Raw genomic sequence first — 21,254 nt, 5'->3', positions numbered from 1 at the left:
TAACCCGAGAACAATGTGTAGTAAAGCGGTTGAGGGAGGATTTATTTTTATGGCGATGATCTACTTTAAGAATAGAGATCTTTATTTTGACGATTTAGGAAAGGGGACTCCCCTGGTCTTGATCCATCCCCCGGGTATGGGGAGGATGACATTTATAAAGCAGCATGTGCTTTCCAGGCACTTTCGCCTCATCATTCCGGATTTAACAGGTCACGGGGACTCCTTTACCATGAAACAGAGTATAAGTATTTCGGAGTTTGTAGAAGACATAAAGGCGGTTCTCGACCACCTGAACATTGCTGAATGTGTGATGCTCGGATACTCTGCCGGAGGAGTAGTGGGACAAATGTTTGCCTGTACTTATGTAGATCGGGTTTCCTCCCTCATTCTGGTAGGGGGATACCCGAAAGTCACGAATCCCAAGCTGAAATGGATGCACCAAATGGGAATGAAAATGGTTCGGGAACATCCGGACCGCCTTTCCGGGATTATTTCCAGAGCGCATTTCAAGGACAAGCTAGAGCGTGAGAAACTCAGGGGTCATATGAATAAGGCGAACCCCCATATTTGGTATCAGTTCTACGAGCAATCACTTCATTATGATGGGGTAGAGCAGGTAAGTAAGCTACCCATCCCGCTACTCTTAATTTACGGGGAAAGGTCGGATTGGATCAATTCTCAACTTAAACTGTATAACGATTGCTATCCTAAGAAAATATATATCATTCCAGGTGCCTCTCACCAAATTCCCACACGTTATCACGATGCTCTAAATAATATACTGTTAGGAGAATTAGAAGGGTTGGCAGCTGAGGGGTAATGGTTTATCTTTGCTCTTACTTCTTCTACTTGATACTATTTTCATAAAGTAAAGTCGACCAATGAGAGGAGAATACGATGGGAATTCATCACTATTTTAAAAGCTTATCCGACCTAGAAACCCTCATTCGCTGTCCGGGGCGATTCAAGTATCATGAGCATAACGTAGCCAGTCATTCATTTAAGGTTACCAAAATCGCACAATTCCTGGGAACGGTGGAAGAACAGAGCGGGAAAGAACTTGACTGGAAAGCACTGTATGAAAAAGCCTTGAATCATGACTACGCGGAACTGTTTACAGGTGATATCAAGACCCCTGTAAAATATGCATCGGGGGAGTTACGTGAGCTTTTCAGCCAGGTGGAAGATCAGATGGTCAATAAGTTCATCACTACAGAATTTCCCCCGCAATTTCAAGAAGTGTACCGAGAACGTTTTAAAGAGGGAAAAGACGAATCCCTTGAAGGAAGAATTTTGTCTGTCGCAGATAAAATCGATCTTCTGTATGAATCCTTTGGAGAAATTCAAAAAGGGAATCCAGAGCCTCTATTTATTGAAATTTATCAAGAAGCACTTTCCACCATTGTGAAATACAAGGACCTGGAGTGCGTACATTACTTCTTGGAATACATTCTGCCTGATATGCTTTCTGAGAAATTCATCCCTCATAGTGAGTTGAAGGATAGGACCCAGAAATTAATTCAGCAGGGTGAAGAGTAGGAAAAACCTTTCCAGATAGGGAAAACTTCGGTAGAATATGTGTTATTCCCTTATCTTTAAGGAGAGTTGAACGTGTCCAAAATCATTTTAGGTTTATTTTTACCAGGATTGCTTGTCGTTCTGTTCACACGGGTGACGTACAATCATTATGTCGGTTTTATCTTGACCGTAGCCCTCATTGCAGCTTCGGTTTCAAAGGGCTATACGGACTCCTGGTTGCTGATTGTCGTAGACGCGGCTTCATTGACCGTCGGATTCTGGTATAGTGACCGGATGATGAAAAAAGCGAAGAGAAGTGCATGATTTGGGTGACAGATGAATAGAAGTTCTGAAAAAACACGGACTGACTTTTTTTAAAAGTCAGCCCGTGTTTTTTATGGAGTAGCTACAACATCGACATCGCTGGCTTTTACAAATGCCAGGCGATGGTTTAAGTGGATAAGATAAAACTCATCATTCCCCCAGACGATTTTATGTGTCGTCTCTGGATTGTACGTGTAAACAGGTGCACTGTAGTAGCTTCCTTTTACTTTTTCGGTTGCTACATACTTTTGATCAGAAGTCAGCGTGTACTGAAGAGGGGACATTCCTCTTACCGGGATGCCATCAGGAAAAGCTTCTTCTTCTGGATAAGCCAGTCCGTAAACAGGGATACCCGAAGTTCCATCTTTAGGTGTGATCACAATACCTGATGCTTTTGTTGTATTCGTTCCCTTAGGGTTATAAAACCACGCTTTTTGTCCTGCGTACCAAATCGCTGTCCAGTCATCTTGTTCTTCTGCCTTGTAAAAGGTTTGCCCTGTAACCGCCTTGTTACCCCAATTGGACGCATCGAGTGGGTGGGCGTTCGGTAGGGCAGCGTCTTTGATTAACGGAGCATCAAAGCTTGGGGCTGTATACAAATACACAAAATTTGCCGATTGTTCAGGTACAGGTTCTCCCGATGGGGTCTGAAGGATTGGCTTGTTTGTTTCGAAATTCGGACGGATTTGGACGATGCCTTTTTGTCCTTTTCCTGACTCCAGGGGAGCTCCAAGGATTTGCATATAATGTGCCCAATCCCAGAATGGACCTGGATCCCAGTGCATAGCAGGTTGTCTTGCAGCTGTCGTCCCAGGTATCTCATCATGTGCAATGATATGATCGCGGTCCAATGGAATATTGAACTTTTTAGAAAGATGTTTTACTAATCGGGCTGATGCATGATACAGTTGTTCGTTATACCAGGCTGCCCCCTCAATGGCGATACCTTCGTGCTCGATACCAATGCTCTTGGAGTTGAAATACCAGTTTCCGGCATGCCAGGCCACATCTTTATTGTCCACCATTTGCGTGATATCACCGTCGGAAGAACGGATCACATAATGAGCGGAAGCCTGGGTCCATTCCCGCTGAAACACGGTTTTGGTTAAATCATAGCTGATTTCTGTGTCGTGGAGGACGATGTACTTGATTTCCTGATTGTCATGCGGTCTGTTTGCAATGTCGTAATTGCCGTATGAAGTTTCATAGTAGGTCCCGCCGCCCCAGTCAATCTTCTTGTAAGCTGCCGGAACGTAATGACATGAAAGGCTATTCGGACAATCGGCCCCAGTTTCTTCAGTATCCATTTTTAAGTTTAACGATTGGATTGATTCTTGATTAGGGCTGGTTTGGTTAGGCGCTAACGTTAAGGAAGATCCATCCTCTGTTTGTTTCGTCACCCCATTATTGATTGTCTCGTATACACGGTCCGCAAAGTCCTTCGCTCCCGAGTAGTCGTTTGAACCGCTGTATTTTGCGACTGCCCCATACCATCCATTTATGTCAGAGGGTGTTTTTCCAGTGGTATCTTTGGCATACTGTGCCAGAAGTGCTGCAGCACCGCGGATATTTTGCTTTTTATTTTGTTTTAACGTTTCTGGTTGAAGAGAGAGTAGTTCAGCTGCGGTATTCAGAGTGTGAAGTTTTGGATCATGGATGTCTAATGTAGATTCGATTTTCAGTGTTGATTTTTCTAAGGGCTGAGCGTCTGCGTCCTCTTTACCGGATAAAAACATATGAGCGGGTTCATCGCTGTGGGTATCTTCTAAACGATCAGTATTAACATCCGTCAGATGCATCAATCCGTAGCCTCCGGAAGCACTTGGCTTTCCGTCGTGATGCTCCCACAGTGATACGTTATACCCCACTGCAAGTAGAATTTCAACTGGGACATTGAATTCCTGCGCAGCTTGTTGGAACGCTTTTTGCAACTCGAGTGAATCGACAACTTCAGCTTTTGCCACTCCATGAGAGGTGATCGATGGTGCCATCGGGGTAATGGTGGAACTCAACAGAAATCCCGTTAAACTAAGGGAACCGGCGACTTGTAGCCATTTAGATTTTTTCATACATTCCTCCTGAACACTATGTATTTTTTGTAGAACTTATAAAAAAGCTTATTGGAAATAAGACAGAATAGTCAATCAATTATTAGGGATATGCCTAGATGAATATTTGTGTCGGGATAAGCCTTATGATGTGGTAGAAAGCATTTCAGTGAGAGGTTTCTTAATTGTGGATAAATAAAGAATAGTGTGAATAAATGAAGTGTTGGACGGGTTATTCACAGATTGAATACGCATTCATCAACATTGTTCACAAGAATTTTGACGAATTGTGAATAAGTTTAGGGATTTTCCACAAGGAATATCGACTTATACACATAGTTGTACACAGGGTGTGTATAGAAATGCTCGGATTGTGTCGAAAATTTCTTTGTCACCTCCCGTAAAATGTCGAAATCTCAATTCAAGCCTCTAATTTGCTACTTCACCGAATGTTATCCACAACCAAGAGGACGTTTCATGAGGTCCGACCCTTAAATATCAAGAAAAACGAACTTTTGTTCGCTTATTATTGGTTAATAATGTAGGAAATGTGGTAGAATGTGTATAGATGAATGGACAGTGTTTAAGATGGGTATAAGTAGGTAAATACAAGGTAGCAGTCCTTTATTATAGGAGGTTTCACGGTGAAAGATCAATTCGAGCTCAAGTCTAAATATAAACCAGAGGGAGATCAGCCCCTGGCAATTGAAAAATTGGTTAAAGGTATAAATGAAGGGAAACGTCATCAAACCTTACTTGGGGCAACAGGGACCGGAAAGACATTCACTGTTTCCAATGTAATCAAGCAGGTTGAAAAGCCGACCCTCATCATTGCTCATAATAAAACGTTGGCAGGACAGCTCTACAGCGAATTCAAAGAGTTTTTTCCTGATAACGCCGTTGAATATTTTGTCAGTTACTACGACTATTATCAGCCGGAGGCATACGTTCCTCAAACGGATACGTTTATCGAGAAGGATGCCAGCATCAATGATGAAATCGATAAACTCAGGCACTCTGCTACATCTTCTTTGTTTGAGCGAAAAGATGTCATCATCATTGCCAGCGTGTCCTGTATTTACGGTTTAGGTAACCCGGAAGAATATCGGGAGCTCGTCCTTTCCCTCAGAACCGGGATGGAGATCGAACGAAATCAATTGCTGCGTAAGCTTGTGGATATACAATATGAACGAAATGATATCGACTTCCAGCGTGGAACCTTCCGTGTGCGAGGCGATGTAGTGGAAATTTTCCCGGCTTCCCGGGATGAACACTGTATGCGTGTAGAGTTTTTCGGAGATGAAATCGACCGGATTCGTGAAGTGGATGCCCTGACCGGCGAAATCATGGGCGATCGAGATCATATCGCGATTTTTCCTGCTTCCCACTTCGTAACCCGTGAAGAAAAATTACAGGTAGCCATCAAGAATATTGAAAAAGAGCTTGAAGAGCAGCTAGCCATCATGAAAGAAGAAAATAAACTGCTAGAGGCCCAGCGTTTAGAGCAGCGTACCCGTTACGATCTGGAGATGATGCGGGAGATGGGCTTTTGCTCGGGGATTGAAAACTACTCCCGTCACTTGACACTAAGGCCGGCCGGGTCGACTCCGTATACTCTTCTGGATTATTTTCCAGACGACTTCTTAATTGTGGTCGATGAGTCCCATGTGACGTTACCTCAAATCAGGGGGATGTTCAACGGGGATCAGGCCCGTAAAAAGGTGCTTGTGGATCACGGATTCCGCCTGCCTTCAGCCATGGACAATCGTCCCCTGCGCTTCGAGGAGTTTGAAAAGAAAACCCAGCAGCTTCTCTATGTTTCGGCAACTCCGGGACCATATGAGTTGGAGCACAGTCCTGAAATGGTCGAGCAGATCATCCGCCCAACCGGACTGCTGGATCCACTCATCGAGGTGCGGCCAATCGAAGGGCAAATTGATGATTTGTTAGGTGAGATCAATGAACGGATTGAGAAAAACGAGCGTGTCCTGGTGACCACCTTAACGAAAAAAATGTCCGAGGATCTCTCTGCCTATCTGAAGGAGATCGGGATAAAAGTCCAATACTTGCACTCAGAGATCAAGACGTTAGAGCGTATTGAAATTATCCGGGATCTCCGTTTGGGGAAATATGATGTGTTAGTCGGGATCAACTTACTTCGTGAAGGATTGGACATCCCCGAAGTGTCACTTGTCACCATATTGGATGCTGACAAAGAAGGCTTCCTGCGTTCTGAACGTTCCCTCATTCAAACGATTGGCCGTGCAGCCCGTAATAGTAACGGTAAAGTCATCATGTATGCGGACAAAATTACCGACTCAATGCAAAAAGCACTTGATGAAACAGAACGTCGTCGGACGATACAGGAAGAATACAATGAAAAACACGGCGTGACCCCGACGACAATACAAAAAGAAATCCGGGATGTCATCAGGGCAACACATGCCGCAGAAGAAGCAGGGGTTTATGAAGGAGAACAGACAAAGGTTTCGAAAATGTCTAAACCGGAGCGACAAAAACTTATTGCTAGCTTAGAAGTGGAAATGAAGGAAGCAGCCAAGGCATTGGACTTTGAGCGCGCTGCACAGCTTCGTGATACCATTCTTGAGCTCAAGGCGGAAGGATGAACGAAATATGGCGCGAGATCAAATAATCGTACAAGGAGCCAGAGCTCATAATCTGAAAAATATAGATATTAAAATTCCACGGGATAAACTGGTCGTATTAACCGGGCTTTCCGGTTCCGGGAAGTCTTCCCTGGCCTTTGACACCATTTATGCAGAAGGACAAAGACGTTATGTAGAATCCCTCTCTGCCTATGCCCGTCAATTTTTAGGTCAAATGGATAAGCCTGATGTCGATGCCATCGAGGGGTTGTCCCCGGCGATTTCCATCGATCAAAAAACAACGAGTCGTAATCCCCGTTCAACAGTAGGGACGGTAACCGAAATTTACGATTACCTTAGACTGCTGTTTGCAAGAGTAGGGAAACCGATTTGTCCAAATCACGGGATCGAAATCTCCTCCCAAACGATTGAACAAATGGTCGACAGGATACTTGAGTACCCGGAAAGAACAAAGCTTCAAGTACTGGCGCCTGTTGTGTCTGGACGAAAAGGAACGCACGTGAAAACCCTTGAAGAAATCAAAAAACAAGGGTTTGTTCGAGTTCGTATTAACGGTGAAGTCCAGGATCTTGGGGAAGAAATCTCCCTGGAAAAAAATAAAAAGCACTCCATCGAGGTGATCATCGACCGAATCGTTGTGAAGGAAGGTGTGGCAGCCCGACTTTCTGACTCACTTGAAACAGCACTCAGATTGGCAGACGGTCAGGTGATCATCGATGTAATCGGGGAAGAAGAGCTTTTATTCAGTGAGCATCATGCATGTCCATACTGCGGGTTTTCCATTACGGAACTGGAGCCAAGAATGTTTTCCTTCAATAGTCCATACGGTGCTTGCACAAGCTGCGACGGATTAGGGACAAAGCTTGAGGTCGATAAGGAGCTTGTGATTCCCAATTGGGATCGCACTCTCGACGAGCATGCCATTGCTCCATGGGAACCAACAAGCTCCCAATACTATCCATCTCTTCTAAAGGCCGTATGTGATCACTATGAAATTCCGATGGATATGCCTGTAAAGGATATTCCAAAGCAGCAAATGGATAAGATCCTATTTGGGTCCGGCAAGGATGAGATTTACTTCCGTTACGAGAACGATTTCGGTCAAGTTCGTGAAAACTATCTTCGTTTCGAAGGTGTCATCCCGAATGTTGAGCGACGTTACCGTGAAACAAGCTCTGATTATATCCGTGAACAGATGGAGAAATACATGGCACAGCAAGATTGTCCAACCTGTAACGGTCACCGTTTGAAAGAAGAGAGCCTGGCAGTCAAAGTAGATTCTCTTCATATTGGGGAAGTAACCGCATTTTCTATTGAAGAAGCAGAGCAGTTTTTCCATAAACTCGAGCTATCCGAAAAGGATATGAAAATTGCCAACCTTATTTTGAGGGAAATCCGTGAACGCCTCGGTTTTCTAGTGAATGTAGGTCTTGAATATCTCACACTAAGCCGTGCAGCAGGAACCTTATCAGGAGGAGAAGCTCAGCGTATTCGTTTAGCCACTCAAATCGGTTCACGTCTGACAGGTGTCCTGTACATCCTGGATGAGCCATCGATTGGGCTGCACCAAAGGGACAATGATCGACTGATTGACACTTTAAAGAACATGCGTGAAATAGGAAACACATTAATCGTAGTGGAACATGATGAAGATACGATGATGGCTGCGGACTATCTTATCGATATAGGACCAGGTGCAGGTGTTCATGGGGGAGAAGTGGTGTCTGCCGGGACTCCTCAGGAAGTAATGGACGATCCGAACTCATTGACAGGTCAATACCTGTCAGGGAAGAAATTCATACCCCTTCCACAGGAAAGACGTAAGCCTGATGGCAGGTATTTAGAAATTGTAGGAGCGAAAGAAAATAACCTGAACAATGTAAAAGTGAAGCTGCCATTGGGGATTTTCACAGCGGTGACAGGAGTGTCGGGATCAGGTAAAAGTACGTTGATCAATGAAATCCTGCATAAGTCACTGGCTCAAAAGCTTCACAATGCGAAATCGAAGCCTGGTGAGCATAAAGAAGTGAAAGGGATTGAGAACCTTGATAAGGTCATTGATATCGATCAATCACCCATCGGCCGTACCCCAAGATCGAATCCTGCCACTTATACCGGGGTATTCGATGATATCCGTGATGTGTTTGCCACAACCAACGAAGCAAAGGTTCGTGGCTATAAAAAAGGCCGCTTCAGCTTTAACGTAAAAGGCGGCCGTTGTGAGGCATGCCGCGGGGACGGAATCATCAAGATTGAAATGCACTTCCTTCCCGATGTGTACGTTCCATGCGAAGTTTGTCACGGGAAACGATATAACCGGGAAACACTTGAAGTGAAATACAAAGATAAAAATATTTCCGATGTACTTGAGATGACAGTCGAAGACGCAGTGAAATTCTTCGAAAACATCCCGAAGATCAAACGTAAGCTGCAAACCATCTTTGATGTCGGACTTGGCTATATCACATTAGGTCAACCCGCCACTACGCTATCAGGGGGAGAGGCCCAGCGCGTGAAGCTTGCTTCAGAATTGCATCGTCGTTCTACTGGCCGCTCTCTCTACATTTTAGATGAGCCGACAACAGGACTTCATGTGGATGACATTGCACGACTCTTAGTGGTACTTCAGCGTCTTGTAGAAAACGGGGATACGGTCCTCGTCATCGAACACAATCTCGATGTCATTAAAGCAGCCGATTACCTTGTAGATCTTGGTCCTGAGGGTGGGGACAAAGGTGGAACCATCGTCGCAAGCGGAACCCCTGAAAAAGTGGCTGAAGTACAAGGTTCCTACACAGGAAAATACCTGAAACCTGTGCTTGAGCGCGATCGTGAACGGATGAAGAAGAAGATCAGGGAAAAAGAAGAAGTGACGAATTAGTGACTAAAGAGGCTGGGACAAAAGTGTTTTAGTCTAAGTAAAACTCGAACAAATCTGCTTCCTAGTAGGCAGATTTGTTCGGGTTTATTATTTAATTTCGGTACATTTGATTTTAGCTGTTTCCAGCGGTTGATTGGAGTGCAAGACGAAGACTCCTGCGGGAAAAGTAGCTTATGTGAGACCCGTCCAGCTCCGGGGCTTAGAGGCACATGTCATAAGTCAAATCGTCCAAGAAGGCAAAGAACGCCTTCGTGGCCGCTTCGCCTTATGCCACCCGCCTCTGAACAAAGCCCCTCCGCTTTTCTTCCCGCAGGCTTGCCGAGGAGGCTCACGGGCTACCCGCGGAAAGCGTAGTCTTGCACGGAAATCATTAGCGGTATAAAGAACCTCCACCACTATTGTTCATTTTTATATCGTGGTTTTTTAGTTTTGTCCCAGCCTCTTTTTAACTAAAACACTACACCATTACCATCTCCATCCACCAACCCAAACCACACCTCCATACCTACCTAAAATCAGCCTCAAGTTGGAGTGAAGAACATTCCCACTATGTGAAAATAAGATTACAAACAAATGCATTGAAACCTTTTGCTTCACGTATCGTAAATAGTAGTAGAGGAGATGATGAAGATGGAGACCAATAAGGTATTATCCGCCCTGTGCTATTTCAGTATATTTTTTGCAGGCTTCCTTTTTCCGCTGATCGTTTATTTTGTATCAGATAATCCTTATGTGAAAAAGGACGCAAAAGCAGCCTTTTTATCTCACTTATTACCGGTCGTTGCGGTTCCCCTTGTCATTGCAGGCTTGTTTTTGGATATGGGGGTTTTCGCCAGTGGTGCGGGATTGCCGATATTCACCGTCATCATGATCGGTTTAGCCATATTACTTAGTGTTGTCGTAGTCATTTGGAACGTGTATAAGGGCATCAAAGTACTTTTATAATCAATAAAGGGGATGAAAGAATATGAATGAAGAACGGAAACGCATTTTGGATATGTTGGAAAATGGGACGATTTCGGCACAGGAAGCAGTGGCGTTATTGGAAGCACTTGATCAAAAGCCGAATACATCTAAGGCAAAAGAGAAGGATTTCCTTGATGAGTTTGTATCCATCTTTCAAGATGAGAAAAAGGGTGAAAAAGATCACTCGTCCCATTCGGGGAATCCGAAAGATAAGCTCCTTGATTTCATGAATTCGGCGTTAAACAAAATCAAAAATTTCGACTTCGACTTTCAATGGAATCAATCGGTTGAATTATCTCATGTTTACCAGCAGCCCAATACTCATTTTGAGAAAATTGATATAGATGTGGCCAATGGGAAGGTTGAGCTTATTCCGTGGGACGGTGAGGAAGTCCGTGTGGAATGCGAGGCCAAGGTTTTTCGTACGGAAAATCACGAAGAGGCGAGAAAGCAGTTCATGGAGAATACATCCTTTGCCGTCGACGGGGATACGCTGTATTACTCGACGCAATTAAAGTGGATGAAAGTGGATTCTAAGCTATACATTCCAAAGCATCAATATAAGAGGGTTTCTGTCCGTTTATTCAATGGAGGTTTAAAAGCCGAGAATTTAGAGGTCCAGGATCTTCGTGCCAAGGCGGCGAATGGGAAGATTCATATCGACCATCTGACGACGAAGAAAGCCGAGGTCGAAACCTCCAATGGTGCGATTTCCATCATGAATGCGAAAGCAGACCATATTGAAGCGGAATCCATTAACGGCAAGGTGCATGTTGAAGGAGACATCTCTTATTCAGATGTGCAGTCCCTCAATGGAAACATCGTTTGTGCCTTAACGGGGGAAAAAGCGGATACACTCCACGCAAAGACGGTAACGGGTAACATCGATTTACTCGTACCTGAGAACATCAACATTTCCGGGGAGGCAAAATCAAACTTCGGTAGTTTTAAGCTTGAGTTGCAGGGTATTGATGTACTAGAAGAAAAAAACGAAGTGGTCCAAAAGTCGATTCGTTTCAGTCGCAAAACCAACTCGTTAGATAAGCTTCATCTTTTTGCAGAAACAAAAGCAGGATCTGTCCTCATAAAAAAGCATGAACAGAAGAATGTTAATAAGGACAACGCATAAGATGAGAAAGAAGGAATAAAGATGAAAAAACAATTAGCACGATCAAGGTCAAACAGAAAGCTTTCTGGGGTGATTGGGGGATTGTCCCGTTATGTGGGAATCGATGCTACGATTCTAAGGGTGATTTTCATCATCCTTCTCATTCCGACGGGATTCTTTCCTCTGGTCGTCGTATACGCTTTATTAGCCTTCGTGCTGCCACATGAGGAGGAAGCCATCAGATAATGAGATGGATTATAGGAATTTTAATCAATGCAGTAATCTTTATTGCATTAGCAGGTTTTTTCGAGGGGTTCGAAGTGTCCGGCATAGGCGCTGCTATAGGAGCGAGCTTTATCCTGTCGATCCTGAATGTTCTTGTGAAGCCCATTTTGATCATCCTGACTTTGCCGGTTACGATTTTGTCACTGGGACTGTTTCTCTTCGTCATTAATGCCATCACGTTACTCCTGACAGATGGTTTGATGGGAAGCGGCTTTGAGATATCCGGCTTTGGCATGGCTTTTCTGGCATCGATCATTTTGTCTCTTGCCAATCTGGTGATTCAAAAAACGGTCCTTGAACCTATGAAAGAGAAGTAATAAAGAAAAGACCCTGTCTCGGGCCATGAGACAGGGTCTTTTTTCGTAATGAACAAAAGCAAGCTCACAAACACTTTACGTATGTCATCGAAGCATTTAATGGTGCGTAGCACAGGTCACCGTTCTGTTACTTTGATTCTATATAAATATAAGGAGCGAATCCTGCTTTTTTTAGATGGTTTGCCAGTTGAAGGGCATTTTCTTCGTTTGAAAATGCTCCTAACTGAACTTTGTAAAGGGAGGTGTGCTCTTTAGACTTCAATTGGTAGAAGGCAACAAGGGCTTTGGCGATGGCTTTTCCACATATTTGACGGTAGGTTCTGGTTCTTAACAGGGCTGCTTCTTCACGGTTTGTCATAAACCCGCATTCAATTAAAACAGAGGGCATGTCCGTTTCCCTTAGTACATGAAAGTTGGCAAACTTTACACCGCGATCCCGTCTTTGGGTAGAGGCGACCAAGTGAGATTGAATCTCTCTTGCCAAGGCAGTACTTTTGGAAGGCTGTGTAATGTAGGCATACGTTTCAATGCCCGATGCATCGTTCCAGCCTCCTGAACCAAACGCATTTGCGTGAATCGATACAAATACATCCACCTTTAGGTTGTTTGCTCGATCCGTTCTCAATTGTAAGGGGATATCCTTTGAATCTGAGTGAGAATAGTAAACTTCCACATCATATTTTGCCAACTCATTTCTGCAAAATGCTGCGACATCCCTGTTAAATTCATACTCTCTCATTCCATCCGGTGTCCTCTTCCCCGGAGTCTCATAACCATGCCCGGCATCCAACATAATCTTCAACCTCATCATCCTCCCTTAAACGAACTTCTCACCTCTCATATATGTAAAAAGTCGTTTCAAGGGTACCGCTGAAAAGGGACGGACCTTCAAATTTCAGGAAGGAGCAGGCATATAGCTGAACCGAGAAGAGGAAATACGCATCCTTCCCCTTGTCACAAGTAAGCTGCCTTGCGCTTTTCTCTATAATTGCTAAAATAGGTTAGAGTACGAAACGTTTATAAATATGAGGCGAGTGTAACGTGAAGGAGGAGCTATTAGTGGCAAAAGTTCGCACTAAAGATATCGTCGATAAGTTTAAATTAGAGCTTGTCGGTGGAGAAGAAGGTTTACATAGACCGATCACAACAAGTGATATTTCCCGTCCGGGATTAGAGATGGCCGGTTATTTCAACTACTATCCCGCAGAGCGTATCCAATTATTGGGAAAAACCGAGTTATCTTTCCTGGATTTGCTGGATGATACAGAACGTAAGCGCCGAATGGAAGCTCTTTGTACAGATATCACGCCTGGTATCATCATCTCCAGAGACCTGGAAATCCCGCCTGAGCTAGTGGAGGCATCGAATCGATATGATGTTCCTGTCATGCGTTCTTCAATGAAAACAACACGATTCTCTTCGAGGCTCACAAATTATTTGGAAAGTAAGCTTGCTCCTACAACGGCCATCCACGGTGTATTGGTGGATATCTATGGAGTCGGAGTATTGATCACCGGAAAAAGCGGTGTTGGTAAAAGTGAAACAGCTCTGGAACTTGTGAAGAGAGGACACCGGCTTGTAGCAGATGATTGCGTAGAAATCCGTCAAGAAGACATGGATACGTTAATCGGCAGCTCTCCTGAGTTAATTGAACATCTGTTGGAAATCCGCGGCTTGGGCATCATCAATGTGATGACGTTATTCGGAGCAGGAGCTGTGCGCAATTATAAGCGCATCACACTTTGTATTAATCTCGAGCTATGGGATAAAGCGAAGCAGTACGACCGACTTGGTCTGGATGAAGAAAAAATGAGAATCATCGATACAGATATTACCAAACTAACCGTACCTGTTCGTCCTGGACGAAATCTTGCGGTTATCATTGAAGTCGCTGCCATGAACTTCCGTCTGAAACGTATGGGTGTAAATGCAGCAGAGCAATTTACAAGCCGTCTGTCTGATGTGATTGAAGATGGAGAGAATGAAGATATCTGATCCTTACATAAAACGTAAAGATGTTATCAATCACATGCTATCTAATTAATAAAGGAGAGACAAAATGAACGAGAACATTACGCCAATCGATCCCATTGCCATTTCTCTTGGGCCGATCCAAGTACACTGGTACGGTGTCATTATCGGGCTTGGGATCGCATTAGGACTCTATTTAGTCATTCGTGAGAGCAAAAGATTGGGTCTTCATCCCGATACATTCATCGATTTGCTCGTTTGGGCAATTCCTATCGCTATCATTTGTGCACGTGCTTATTATGTCATCTTTGAATGGAATGATTATTATGCCGATCACCCCGGGGATATCATTAAAGTGTGGAATGGTGGAATCGCCATTCATGGCGCATTGATCGGATCGGTTCTTACCACCATTGTTTTTGCCAAAATAAAGGGGCTGCCATTCTGGAAGCTTGTTGATATTGCGGCACCGAGTATTATTTTAGGTCAGGCAATCGGACGCTGGGGCAATTTTGTTAACCAGGAGGCTCATGGTGGAGAAGTGTCCCGTGCGTTTCTTGAAAACCTGATGCTGCCTGATTTCATTATCAATCAAATGTACATTAATGGAGCATATTATCATCCTACATTCTTATATGAGTCTCTTTGGAGTTTCGCAGGCCTGATCCTACTTCTTGTCATGAGAAGGAAAGCAAGCAGCCTCCGTCGTGGGGAACTTTTCCTTACGTATGTGGTTTGGTACTCCATCGGGCGATTCTTTGTCGAGGGATTGAGAACGGATAGTCTGATGCTGGGACCTTTACGCTTTGCTCAAGTGATATCCATTGTTCTTATTATTGGATCTCTTGTATTGTTCTTTTACAGAAGAAAAGCAGGCCTTGCGAAAAAGGCATACGATGAGAAAACGGATAGCGTAAACGCTTAACAAAAGGGGAGTAGGGAGAATGTGGATGTCATCATTGAAAAATGGCGGCCTCGTAGGATTGAAAACCACTTGGTCATTAGGGAAGGTCATCTTTCCAATCACGCTGATTGTGTTTTTGCTTCAATACACGCCTGTCCTTCCGTGGGTCATGGAGAAAATCTCTCCTTTTATGAAGCTCCTCGGTCTTTCAGGTGATGCGGCCATTCCTCTTGTATTAGGGAATTTCCTTAACTTGTATGCAGGTATCGGGGGAATCCTATCCCTTGATTTAACGGTAAAAGAAGTATTCATCATTGCGGTGATGCTCTCCTTCTCTCATAATTTGTTCATTGAATCAACGGTAGCTGCAAAAGTGGGCGTGAAGATCTGGCTGATTGTGGCGGTAAGGATCGGATTGGCTCTGCTGTCTGCTGTTGTGATCAACCTTGTTTGGAAAGGTGGAACTGATATCGCCAAGTACGGAATGATGCCTCCTCAGCAAGCCGAGCCGGATGGATGGGGAGAAATCATTCTCCTGGGAATTGAGAAAGCAGGGTTTGGTGTCCTGCAATTAGCTCTTATCGTCATTCCTCTTATGATGATTATTCAAGTGATGAAAGATTTGAAATGGATGGATGTTTTTTCACGCTGGATGTCCCCTGCCACCCGGGCACTTGGCATGAATGCAAATACTTCATCCACGATGGTAGCGGGACTCGTCATCGGGCTGGCATATGGAGCAGGAGTCATGATTCAGGCAGTAAAAGAAGATGGCGTGAGTAAGAAGGATGTCACGATTGCCTTCATCTTTTTAGTCTCATGTCACGCAGTGGTGGAGGATACGTTAATCTTTATCCCACTCGGGATCCCTGTCCTGCCCCTTCTGATCATCAGGCTGGTCACTGCGATTTTGTTAACGATGGCGGTTTCCTACATTTGGAACAGGGTAGATGCAAAGAAAGAAAAGGAGAGACATTATGAGCAGGATTACAACAATATTATTTGACCTAGACGGAACATTGATCAATACCAATGATTTAATTATTTCTTCCTTTTTGCACACATTGAATCATTATTATCCAGGACAGTACGGGGAAAAGGACGTTCATCCTTTTATGGGGCCACCATTGGAAGAATCATTTGGAGGGTTGGATCCCGATCGTGTGGAAGAGATGTGTGCCCACTACCGTGCTTATAATCATGAGCATCATGACGCACTAGTGACTGAGTTTGAAGGGGTGTATGAAACCGTTCAAGCCCTCTATGAAAATGGATATAAATTAGCGATTGTCTCAACGAAAGTCCGTGATGTTGTTTTAAAAGGGCTGGACCTTATGAATCTTCGTCCCTTCTTTGAAGTCATCATCACCCTGGACGAAGTAGAGAACGCGAAGCCTCATCCTGAACCGATTGAGAAAGCTCTCGTGACATTGGGGTCCTCGCCTGAAGAAGCAATCATGATCGGGGACAATCACCACGACATTTTAGCCGGGAAAAATGCAGGAGTGCTTTCGGCAGGTGTCGCGTGGAGTGCAAAGGGAAGAGAGCATCTGGCTCTCTACGAACCGGACTTCATGCTGGATAATATGAAAGACTTATTACCGATTGTTGGAGTTCCTACTGCATGAGACGAACGACCCGCTACCCTGTAGAAGGAGCAAATTCTCTCTGGCATGTTTACAAAACCGTTCCTTTCGGGAAGGTCGTCAAAAATTTCATCGTGATTCAACTGGCAAGGTACACACCCTTTTTGGGGATGAAAAACTGGTTGTATAAGACGTTTTTGAGGATGAAGATCGGTGAACATACGTCATTTGCCCTCATGGTGATGCTTGACGTGATGTTTCCGGAGAAAATATCGGTCGGGCGTAATACGGTCATCGGGTACAATACGACGATCCTCGCCCACGAATACCTGATCAAGGAATACCGATTAGGTGATGTGGAAATCGGATCGGAAGTGATGATCGGGGCCAACACCACGATATTACCGGGTGTTCAGATTGGCGACGGAGCCATCGTATCGGCAGGAACTCTAGTACATAAAGATGTCCCGGCAGGCGCATTCGTCGGTGGAAATCCCATGAGGATCATCTATACCAAAGACGAACTTGCCGAACGCTGGCGAGAAGATGCCATCTACGGATTGAAAAGAGAAGAATAAGGGAAAAGGCAAAGATAGACTGAGTTCTATTTTTGCCTTTTTTTTTTGAAAAATCCACAAATCAAACGGTTGACGAATAAAAAAAGAAGCGCTACACTACAAATAACTTTATTTTATTAGCACATTAGCGAACTAAAGGATTTCTGAATAATCTACAATTAGTAGCAATCCCCAAATCGGGGGAAAATAGATGAATTAATACGCCAAAGGTGGTTCTTATGACTAAGTTATTTATGTTCGAGAAGCCATTGGGAATGAGAGATACATTTCCTGATTTATACGAAATCAAAGATCAGACGAAGAATAAAATGGAACAAGCGATGAAGCTCTGGGGTTACAAATTTATTGAAACTCCAAGCCTTGAATATTATGAAACGGTTGGTGAGGCATCTGCCATCTTGGATCAACAGCTATTCAAACTCCTGGATCAGCAGGGGCATACCCTCGTGTTAAGACCTGATATGACAGCGCCGATCGCCCGGATTGCCGCATCAAAATTGTTGAAAGATGAGGCACCGCTGCGACTGGCCTACTCAAATTCAGTATTTAGAGCACAACAGCGGGAAGGCGGACGTCCGGCCGAGTTTGAGCAGGTCGGAATCGAATGCATCGGCGACGACTCAGTCAGCGCCGACGCTGAAGTGATTGCGTTAATGGTATCGGTCCTAAAAGAAGCTGGATTGGAAAACTTCAAAATTTCAATCGGGCATATTGGATTTGTTCAAGAGCTGTTCACTCAGATCGTTGGGACAGAAGAGCGTGCGAATACGTTAAGAAGATACTTATATGAGAAAAATTATGTTGGATATCGCCAGCATGTCAATGAGCTCGCGCTTTCGTCCATCGATAAGCAGCGACTATTCCGTTTTCTTCAATTGCGTGGATCTGAAAATGTGATAGGAGAAGCGCATTCCCTTTTAGAGGGGGAAAAAGGGCTTAACGCTCTCAAACAGCTAAAAGACCTATGGAGTATTTTAAAAGATTATGAAGTGGAGCAATATGTGAAGTTCGACTTGAGTCTGGTGAGCCACATGAGTTATTATTCCGGGATATTATTTGAAGTGTACGGAGAAAATGTAGGGTTTGCGATCGGAAATGGGGGCCGCTACAATAAACTGCTTGAAAAGTTCGGGAAAAATTCAGGTGCGACAGGATTTGGGCTGCGTCTTGATTATGTGCTGGAAGCTATGCAGGTTCAGTTATCCTCAACCCTTCAGCAATGTGTGCTATTCAGTGATGAACGCAGGAAAGAAGCGATCCGTTTGGCTCATGAGCTGAGAAGTGAAGGAATCGAGGTTGTTCTTCAGAACTGGAAGGGCGTAGGAGACGTGGATGAGTTTACGAAGGGCTTCAGCAATGTACACTTCGTTGTGGGGCAGGACCCGAAAGGCGGTGAAACATCATGAGTTCATTAACCATTGCCATGCCTAAAGGCAGGATATTTGAAGAAGCAGTAGAACTATTAAGGAAGGCAGATTACAATCTGCCGCCTGAATTCGATGATTCGAGAAAGCTGATTATCGAAGTTCCCCAGGAAGATTTACGGTTCATCCTGGCGAAGCCGATGGATGTTCCGACATATGTAGAGCATGGAGTCGCTGATTTAGGGATTGCCGGGAAGGACGTTATGCTCGAAGAAGAACGGGACGTATACGAGCTGTTGGACTTACGGATCAGCGGCTGTTATCTGGCGGTAGCAGGACTCCCGAATACAAAGATGAGTGATGTGGCACCGAAAATCGCCACAAAATATCCGAATGTCGCATCTTCCTATTTCCGGGAGCAGGGAGAGCAAGTGGAAATCATTAAACTCAACGGTTCCATTGAGCTCGCTCCTTTGATCGGCCTCGCTGATCGCATCGTCGATATCGTCTCGACGGGAAGAACCCTGAAGGAAAATGGACTGGTGGAATACGAAACCATCGTCGACATCACCTCGCGACTCATCGTCAATCCCGTCAGCTACCGTATGAAAGACGAAAAAATCGAAGACCTCGTCACCCGGCTGACACGCATCATCGGTTAATGGGTAAGAGTGGGTAAGAGGGACGGACCTTGCCTGGAGCCCGTTAATAAAGGGATTACAACACGTATAAAGAGACTCCGAGGTTCGGAAGCTTGTTCATTCACGTCAAGGTCCGTCCCTCCAAATATAGATTACATAGGGAATACGGCATCTGCTGTGGTGAGCAGGTCCGTCCCCGTCGAAGGCTGGTGAAATGGTATGAAGATTATTAAGGATATTAACGGGGCGTCGATTAAGCGCTCGATCGATAGTGGTACGGAGGAACAGCGAAGAGCAGTTCAGGGGATTATTTCTTCTGTGCAAGAGAATGGAGATCAGGCAGTCCGTGAGTATACGGAGAAATTTGATGGGGTTCAATTAGAGAACTACAAGGTTACACAGAGTGAAATCGAGGAAGCCTTTGCTTCTCTGGATTCTGAGATGGTCTCGATCATTGAAGAAGCTGCGGATAATATCCGTGACTTTCACTTTAAGCAAAAGAGAGCCTCATGGTTTACCACCAATGAGGATGGGACGATGCTTGGCCAAAAGCTGACGCCACTTGATTCAGTAGGCGTGTACGTGCCAGGCGGGACGGCTGCATACCCGTCCTCTGTATTAATGAATGTATTGCCGGCTAAAGTAGCCGGGGTCAAACAAATCACGATGGTTTCGCCACCGGGTAAGGATGGGAAGCTATCTCCCGGCGTATTGGTCGCAGCTAAAATTGCCGGTGTGGAAGACATCTTTAAAGTTGGCGGTGCTCAAGCCGTAGCCGCACTGGCGTATGGGACTGAATCCATCACCTCTGTAGATAAAATAACAGGTCCAGGGAACATCTATGTAGCCCTGGCAAAACGAGAAGTGTTTGGCGATGTGGATATTGATATGATCGCCGGCCCGAGTGAAATCGTGATTTTGGCCGATGAACATCAACGCCCTGATGAAATTGCCGCTGACCTTCTTTCCCAAGCGGAGCATGACGTTTTTGCATCTGCCGTTCTTGTGACGAATTCGGAGACACTTGCTGAGGCGGTGTCCTCACAGGTTGAACAACAACTGACTTCCCTGCCACGTGAAGAGATCGCCCGTCAATCCATCACCGATTACGGAGTGATCTATGTGACGAGAGACATAGAGGAAGGAATAGATGTTGTGAACAAGCTCGCTGCAGAGCATTTGGAAATACTGACAGAGAAGCCAATTGAAACGATGGCCAAAATCCGTCATGCCGGAGCGATCTTTCTCGGCCGCTACAGCTCCGAGCCTGTCGGGGACTATTTTGCAGGACCGAATCACGTTCTCCCGACCAATGGGACAGCGCGTTTTTCAAGTCCGTTGAATGTAGACGAATTCATGAAAAAGACAAGTGTCATTTCATATAGTGAAACAGCACTGCGACAAAATCATCAAAAAATCGCGAAGCTTGCCCGCTTAGAGGGACTGGAAGCCCATGCAAGAGCAGTTGAGATTCGATTCGATAAAGAATAATAGGGAAGAGGGACGGACCTCACAGAGGTCCGTCCCTCCAAAAAGGAGGACATCATGGTGAGAAGTGCAGAGATTGTTCGAAAGACGAATGAGACCGATATTCGCTTGAATTTTGGGATCGATGGAGAGGGGAATTCGGAGATTAAGACGGGCGTCCCGTTTATGAGTCATATGCTGGACTTATTTACGAAGCACGGGCAATTCGATTGTGTGATCGAGGCAAACGGTGATATTGAAGTGGATGACCATCACACGACAGAAGATATCGGCATTTGCTTAGGACAGGCATTACTGGAATCGCTGGGAGATAAAAAAGGGATTAAGCGCTACGGCTCAGCAATGGTTCCGATGGATGAAGCCCTTGCCCAAGTCGTAGTGGACCTGAGTAATCGTCCGCACCTTGAGTTCCGTGCAGAACTTCCAAGTCAGAAAGTCGGGACTTTCGATACAGAGCTTGTACATGAATTCCTTTGGAAGCTTGCCCTTGAGGCGCGAATGAATCTTCATGTCATCGTTCATTATGGTCACAATACACACCATATCATCGAAGCGATCTTTAAAGCACTGGGACGTGCCCTGGATGAAGCAACCACGATCGATCCCCGGGTAAAAGGGGTTCCGTCTACGAAGGGAATGTTATAATTC

20 protein-coding genes are annotated in these 21,254 nt (G+C 44.8%); 18 read left to right on the top strand and 2 right to left on the bottom strand.

The genetic code is table 11. From position 1 onward, the window contains the following. Positions 1-49 precede the first annotated feature (49 nt). The 3 genes from AAEM60_RS20130 (at position 50) to AAEM60_RS20120 (ending at position 1,842) form a co-directional block, all read left to right on the top strand. Entirely contained in the window at positions 50-820 is a 771-nt protein-coding gene (locus tag AAEM60_RS20130; protein ID WP_341356967.1) for an alpha/beta hydrolase, read from the top strand. A 77-nt stretch (positions 821-897) separates the two neighbouring features. Then, on the top strand, positions 898-1,539 hold the full coding sequence (locus tag AAEM60_RS20125) for an HD domain-containing protein (RefSeq protein WP_299743183.1): 642 nt from the start codon (positions 898-900) through the stop codon (positions 1,537-1,539). Positions 1,540-1,611: 72 nt separating this feature from the next. Continuing rightward, a complete protein-coding gene (locus AAEM60_RS20120) occupies positions 1,612-1,842 on the top strand; it encodes a CsbA family protein (protein WP_341356966.1) in 231 nt (76 codons plus the stop codon). 71 nt (positions 1,843-1,913) lie between these two features. Here the strand turns inward: AAEM60_RS20120 and AAEM60_RS20115 are convergent, their stop codons facing one another. Next, on the bottom strand, positions 1,914-3,911 hold the full coding sequence (locus AAEM60_RS20115) for a peptidoglycan recognition family protein (RefSeq protein ID WP_341356965.1): 1,998 nt from the start codon (positions 3,909-3,911) through the stop codon (positions 1,914-1,916). A 623-nt stretch (positions 3,912-4,534) separates the two neighbouring features. On the opposite strand from AAEM60_RS20115, the gene uvrB reads away from it, so the two are divergent. The 6 genes from uvrB (at position 4,535) to AAEM60_RS20085 (ending at position 12,074) form a co-directional block, all read left to right on the top strand. Then, positions 4,535-6,517: an excinuclease ABC subunit UvrB gene (gene uvrB / locus AAEM60_RS20110; protein WP_299743190.1), complete on the top strand. Its 1,983-nt coding sequence runs from the start codon at positions 4,535-4,537 to the stop codon at positions 6,515-6,517. Between the two features lie 7 nt (positions 6,518-6,524). Further along, the gene (gene uvrA / locus AAEM60_RS20105; protein ID WP_299743193.1) at positions 6,525-9,398 is read left to right on the top strand and encodes an excinuclease ABC subunit UvrA; all 2,874 of its coding nucleotides are present in this window, start codon (positions 6,525-6,527) and stop codon (positions 9,396-9,398) included. A gap of 630 nt (positions 9,399-10,028) precedes the next feature. Then, entirely contained in the window at positions 10,029-10,343 is a 315-nt protein-coding gene (locus AAEM60_RS20100; RefSeq protein ID WP_113970834.1) for a DUF4870 domain-containing protein, read from the top strand. A 22-nt stretch (positions 10,344-10,365) separates the two neighbouring features. Further along, positions 10,366-11,493, top strand: coding sequence for a DUF4097 domain-containing protein (locus tag AAEM60_RS20095; RefSeq protein ID WP_341356964.1), 1,128 nt, complete (start codon positions 10,366-10,368; stop codon positions 11,491-11,493). A gap of 21 nt (positions 11,494-11,514) precedes the next feature. Beyond that, on the top strand, positions 11,515-11,718 hold the full coding sequence (locus AAEM60_RS20090; protein WP_299743205.1) for a PspC domain-containing protein: 204 nt from the start codon (positions 11,515-11,517) through the stop codon (positions 11,716-11,718). Continuing rightward, positions 11,718-12,074, top strand: coding sequence for a phage holin family protein (locus AAEM60_RS20085; RefSeq protein ID WP_341356963.1), 357 nt, complete (start codon positions 11,718-11,720; stop codon positions 12,072-12,074). Before AAEM60_RS20090 ends, AAEM60_RS20085 begins: the two co-directional genes overlap by 1 nt. Before the next feature lie 127 nt (positions 12,075-12,201). On the opposite strand, the gene AAEM60_RS20080 is transcribed toward AAEM60_RS20085, so the two are convergent. Continuing rightward, positions 12,202-12,867, bottom strand: coding sequence for an N-acetylmuramoyl-L-alanine amidase (locus AAEM60_RS20080; RefSeq protein WP_341358029.1), 666 nt, complete (start codon positions 12,865-12,867; stop codon positions 12,202-12,204). Between the two features lie 266 nt (positions 12,868-13,133). On the opposite strand from AAEM60_RS20080, the gene hprK reads away from it, so the two are divergent. The 9 genes from hprK to hisB all read left to right on the top strand — a co-directional run bounded on the left by hprK (position 13,134) and on the right by hisB (position 21,251). Further along, positions 13,134-14,069 carry an HPr(Ser) kinase/phosphatase gene (hprK, locus tag AAEM60_RS20075; RefSeq protein ID WP_299743211.1) on the top strand — a complete coding sequence of 312 codons (936 nt, stop codon included), beginning with the start codon at positions 13,134-13,136 and terminating at the stop codon, positions 14,067-14,069. A 64-nt stretch (positions 14,070-14,133) separates the two neighbouring features. Continuing rightward, a complete protein-coding gene (gene lgt, locus AAEM60_RS20070) occupies positions 14,134-14,970 on the top strand; it encodes a prolipoprotein diacylglyceryl transferase (protein ID WP_299743214.1) in 837 nt (278 codons plus the stop codon). A gap of 19 nt (positions 14,971-14,989) precedes the next feature. Next, the gene (locus tag AAEM60_RS20065) at positions 14,990-15,955 is read left to right on the top strand and encodes a nucleoside recognition domain-containing protein (protein ID WP_299743217.1); all 966 of its coding nucleotides are present in this window, start codon (positions 14,990-14,992) and stop codon (positions 15,953-15,955) included. Then, positions 15,927-16,577 (top strand): pyrophosphatase PpaX, encoded by a 651-nt coding sequence (gene ppaX, locus AAEM60_RS20060; RefSeq protein ID WP_341356962.1) that lies wholly within the window; start codon positions 15,927-15,929, stop codon positions 16,575-16,577. The genes AAEM60_RS20065 and ppaX overlap by 29 nt, the downstream gene beginning before the upstream one ends. Next, on the top strand, positions 16,574-17,113 hold the full coding sequence (locus AAEM60_RS20055) for an acyltransferase (protein ID WP_341356961.1): 540 nt from the start codon (positions 16,574-16,576) through the stop codon (positions 17,111-17,113). The genes ppaX and AAEM60_RS20055 overlap by 4 nt, the downstream gene beginning before the upstream one ends. A gap of 218 nt (positions 17,114-17,331) precedes the next feature. Next, a complete protein-coding gene (locus AAEM60_RS20050) occupies positions 17,332-18,519 on the top strand; it encodes an ATP phosphoribosyltransferase regulatory subunit (RefSeq protein WP_341356960.1) in 1,188 nt (395 codons plus the stop codon). Next, positions 18,516-19,139 (top strand): ATP phosphoribosyltransferase, encoded by a 624-nt coding sequence (gene hisG / locus AAEM60_RS20045; protein WP_299743228.1) that lies wholly within the window; start codon positions 18,516-18,518, stop codon positions 19,137-19,139. Before AAEM60_RS20050 ends, hisG begins: the two co-directional genes overlap by 4 nt. A gap of 198 nt (positions 19,140-19,337) precedes the next feature. Beyond that, a complete protein-coding gene (gene hisD, locus AAEM60_RS20040) occupies positions 19,338-20,609 on the top strand; it encodes a histidinol dehydrogenase (RefSeq protein WP_341356959.1) in 1,272 nt (423 codons plus the stop codon). Between the two features lie 57 nt (positions 20,610-20,666). Beyond that, the gene (hisB, locus tag AAEM60_RS20035; protein WP_299743978.1) at positions 20,667-21,251 is read left to right on the top strand and encodes an imidazoleglycerol-phosphate dehydratase HisB; all 585 of its coding nucleotides are present in this window, start codon (positions 20,667-20,669) and stop codon (positions 21,249-21,251) included. Positions 21,252-21,254 lie beyond the last annotated feature (3 nt).

Origin of the sequence: Rossellomorea sp. y25 (assembly GCF_038049935.1) — a bacterium.
Taxonomy (GTDB): Bacteria; Bacillota; Bacilli; order Bacillales; family Bacillaceae_B; genus Rossellomorea.
This window is presented reverse-complemented; position numbering and strand designations above follow the sequence as displayed.

Coding starts and splice junctions, on each gene's coding strand:
- AAEM60_RS20130 (WP_341356967.1), top strand. CDS start 50: ATGGCGATGATCTACTTTAAGAATAGAGATCTTTATTTTGACGATTTA.
- AAEM60_RS20125 (WP_299743183.1), top strand. CDS start 898: ATGGGAATTCATCACTATTTTAAAAGCTTATCCGACCTAGAAACCCTC.
- AAEM60_RS20115 (WP_341356965.1), bottom strand. CDS start 3,911: ATGAAAAAATCTAAATGGCTACAAGTCGCCGGTTCCCTTAGTTTAACG.
- uvrA (WP_299743193.1), top strand. CDS start 6,525: ATGGCGCGAGATCAAATAATCGTACAAGGAGCCAGAGCTCATAATCTG.
- AAEM60_RS20100 (WP_113970834.1), top strand. CDS start 10,029: ATGGAGACCAATAAGGTATTATCCGCCCTGTGCTATTTCAGTATATTT.
- AAEM60_RS20095 (WP_341356964.1), top strand. CDS start 10,366: ATGAATGAAGAACGGAAACGCATTTTGGATATGTTGGAAAATGGGACG.
- AAEM60_RS20090 (WP_299743205.1), top strand. CDS start 11,515: ATGAAAAAACAATTAGCACGATCAAGGTCAAACAGAAAGCTTTCTGGG.
- AAEM60_RS20085 (WP_341356963.1), top strand. CDS start 11,718: ATGAGATGGATTATAGGAATTTTAATCAATGCAGTAATCTTTATTGCA.
- AAEM60_RS20080 (WP_341358029.1), bottom strand. CDS start 12,867: ATGTTGGATGCCGGGCATGGTTATGAGACTCCGGGGAAGAGGACACCG.
- lgt (WP_299743214.1), top strand. CDS start 14,134: ATGAACGAGAACATTACGCCAATCGATCCCATTGCCATTTCTCTTGGG.
- AAEM60_RS20065 (WP_299743217.1), top strand. CDS start 14,990: ATGTGGATGTCATCATTGAAAAATGGCGGCCTCGTAGGATTGAAAACC.
- ppaX (WP_341356962.1), top strand. CDS start 15,927: ATGAGCAGGATTACAACAATATTATTTGACCTAGACGGAACATTGATC.
- AAEM60_RS20055 (WP_341356961.1), top strand. CDS start 16,574: ATGAGACGAACGACCCGCTACCCTGTAGAAGGAGCAAATTCTCTCTGG.
- AAEM60_RS20050 (WP_341356960.1), top strand. CDS start 17,332: ATGACTAAGTTATTTATGTTCGAGAAGCCATTGGGAATGAGAGATACA.
- hisG (WP_299743228.1), top strand. CDS start 18,516: ATGAGTTCATTAACCATTGCCATGCCTAAAGGCAGGATATTTGAAGAA.
- hisD (WP_341356959.1), top strand. CDS start 19,338: ATGAAGATTATTAAGGATATTAACGGGGCGTCGATTAAGCGCTCGATC.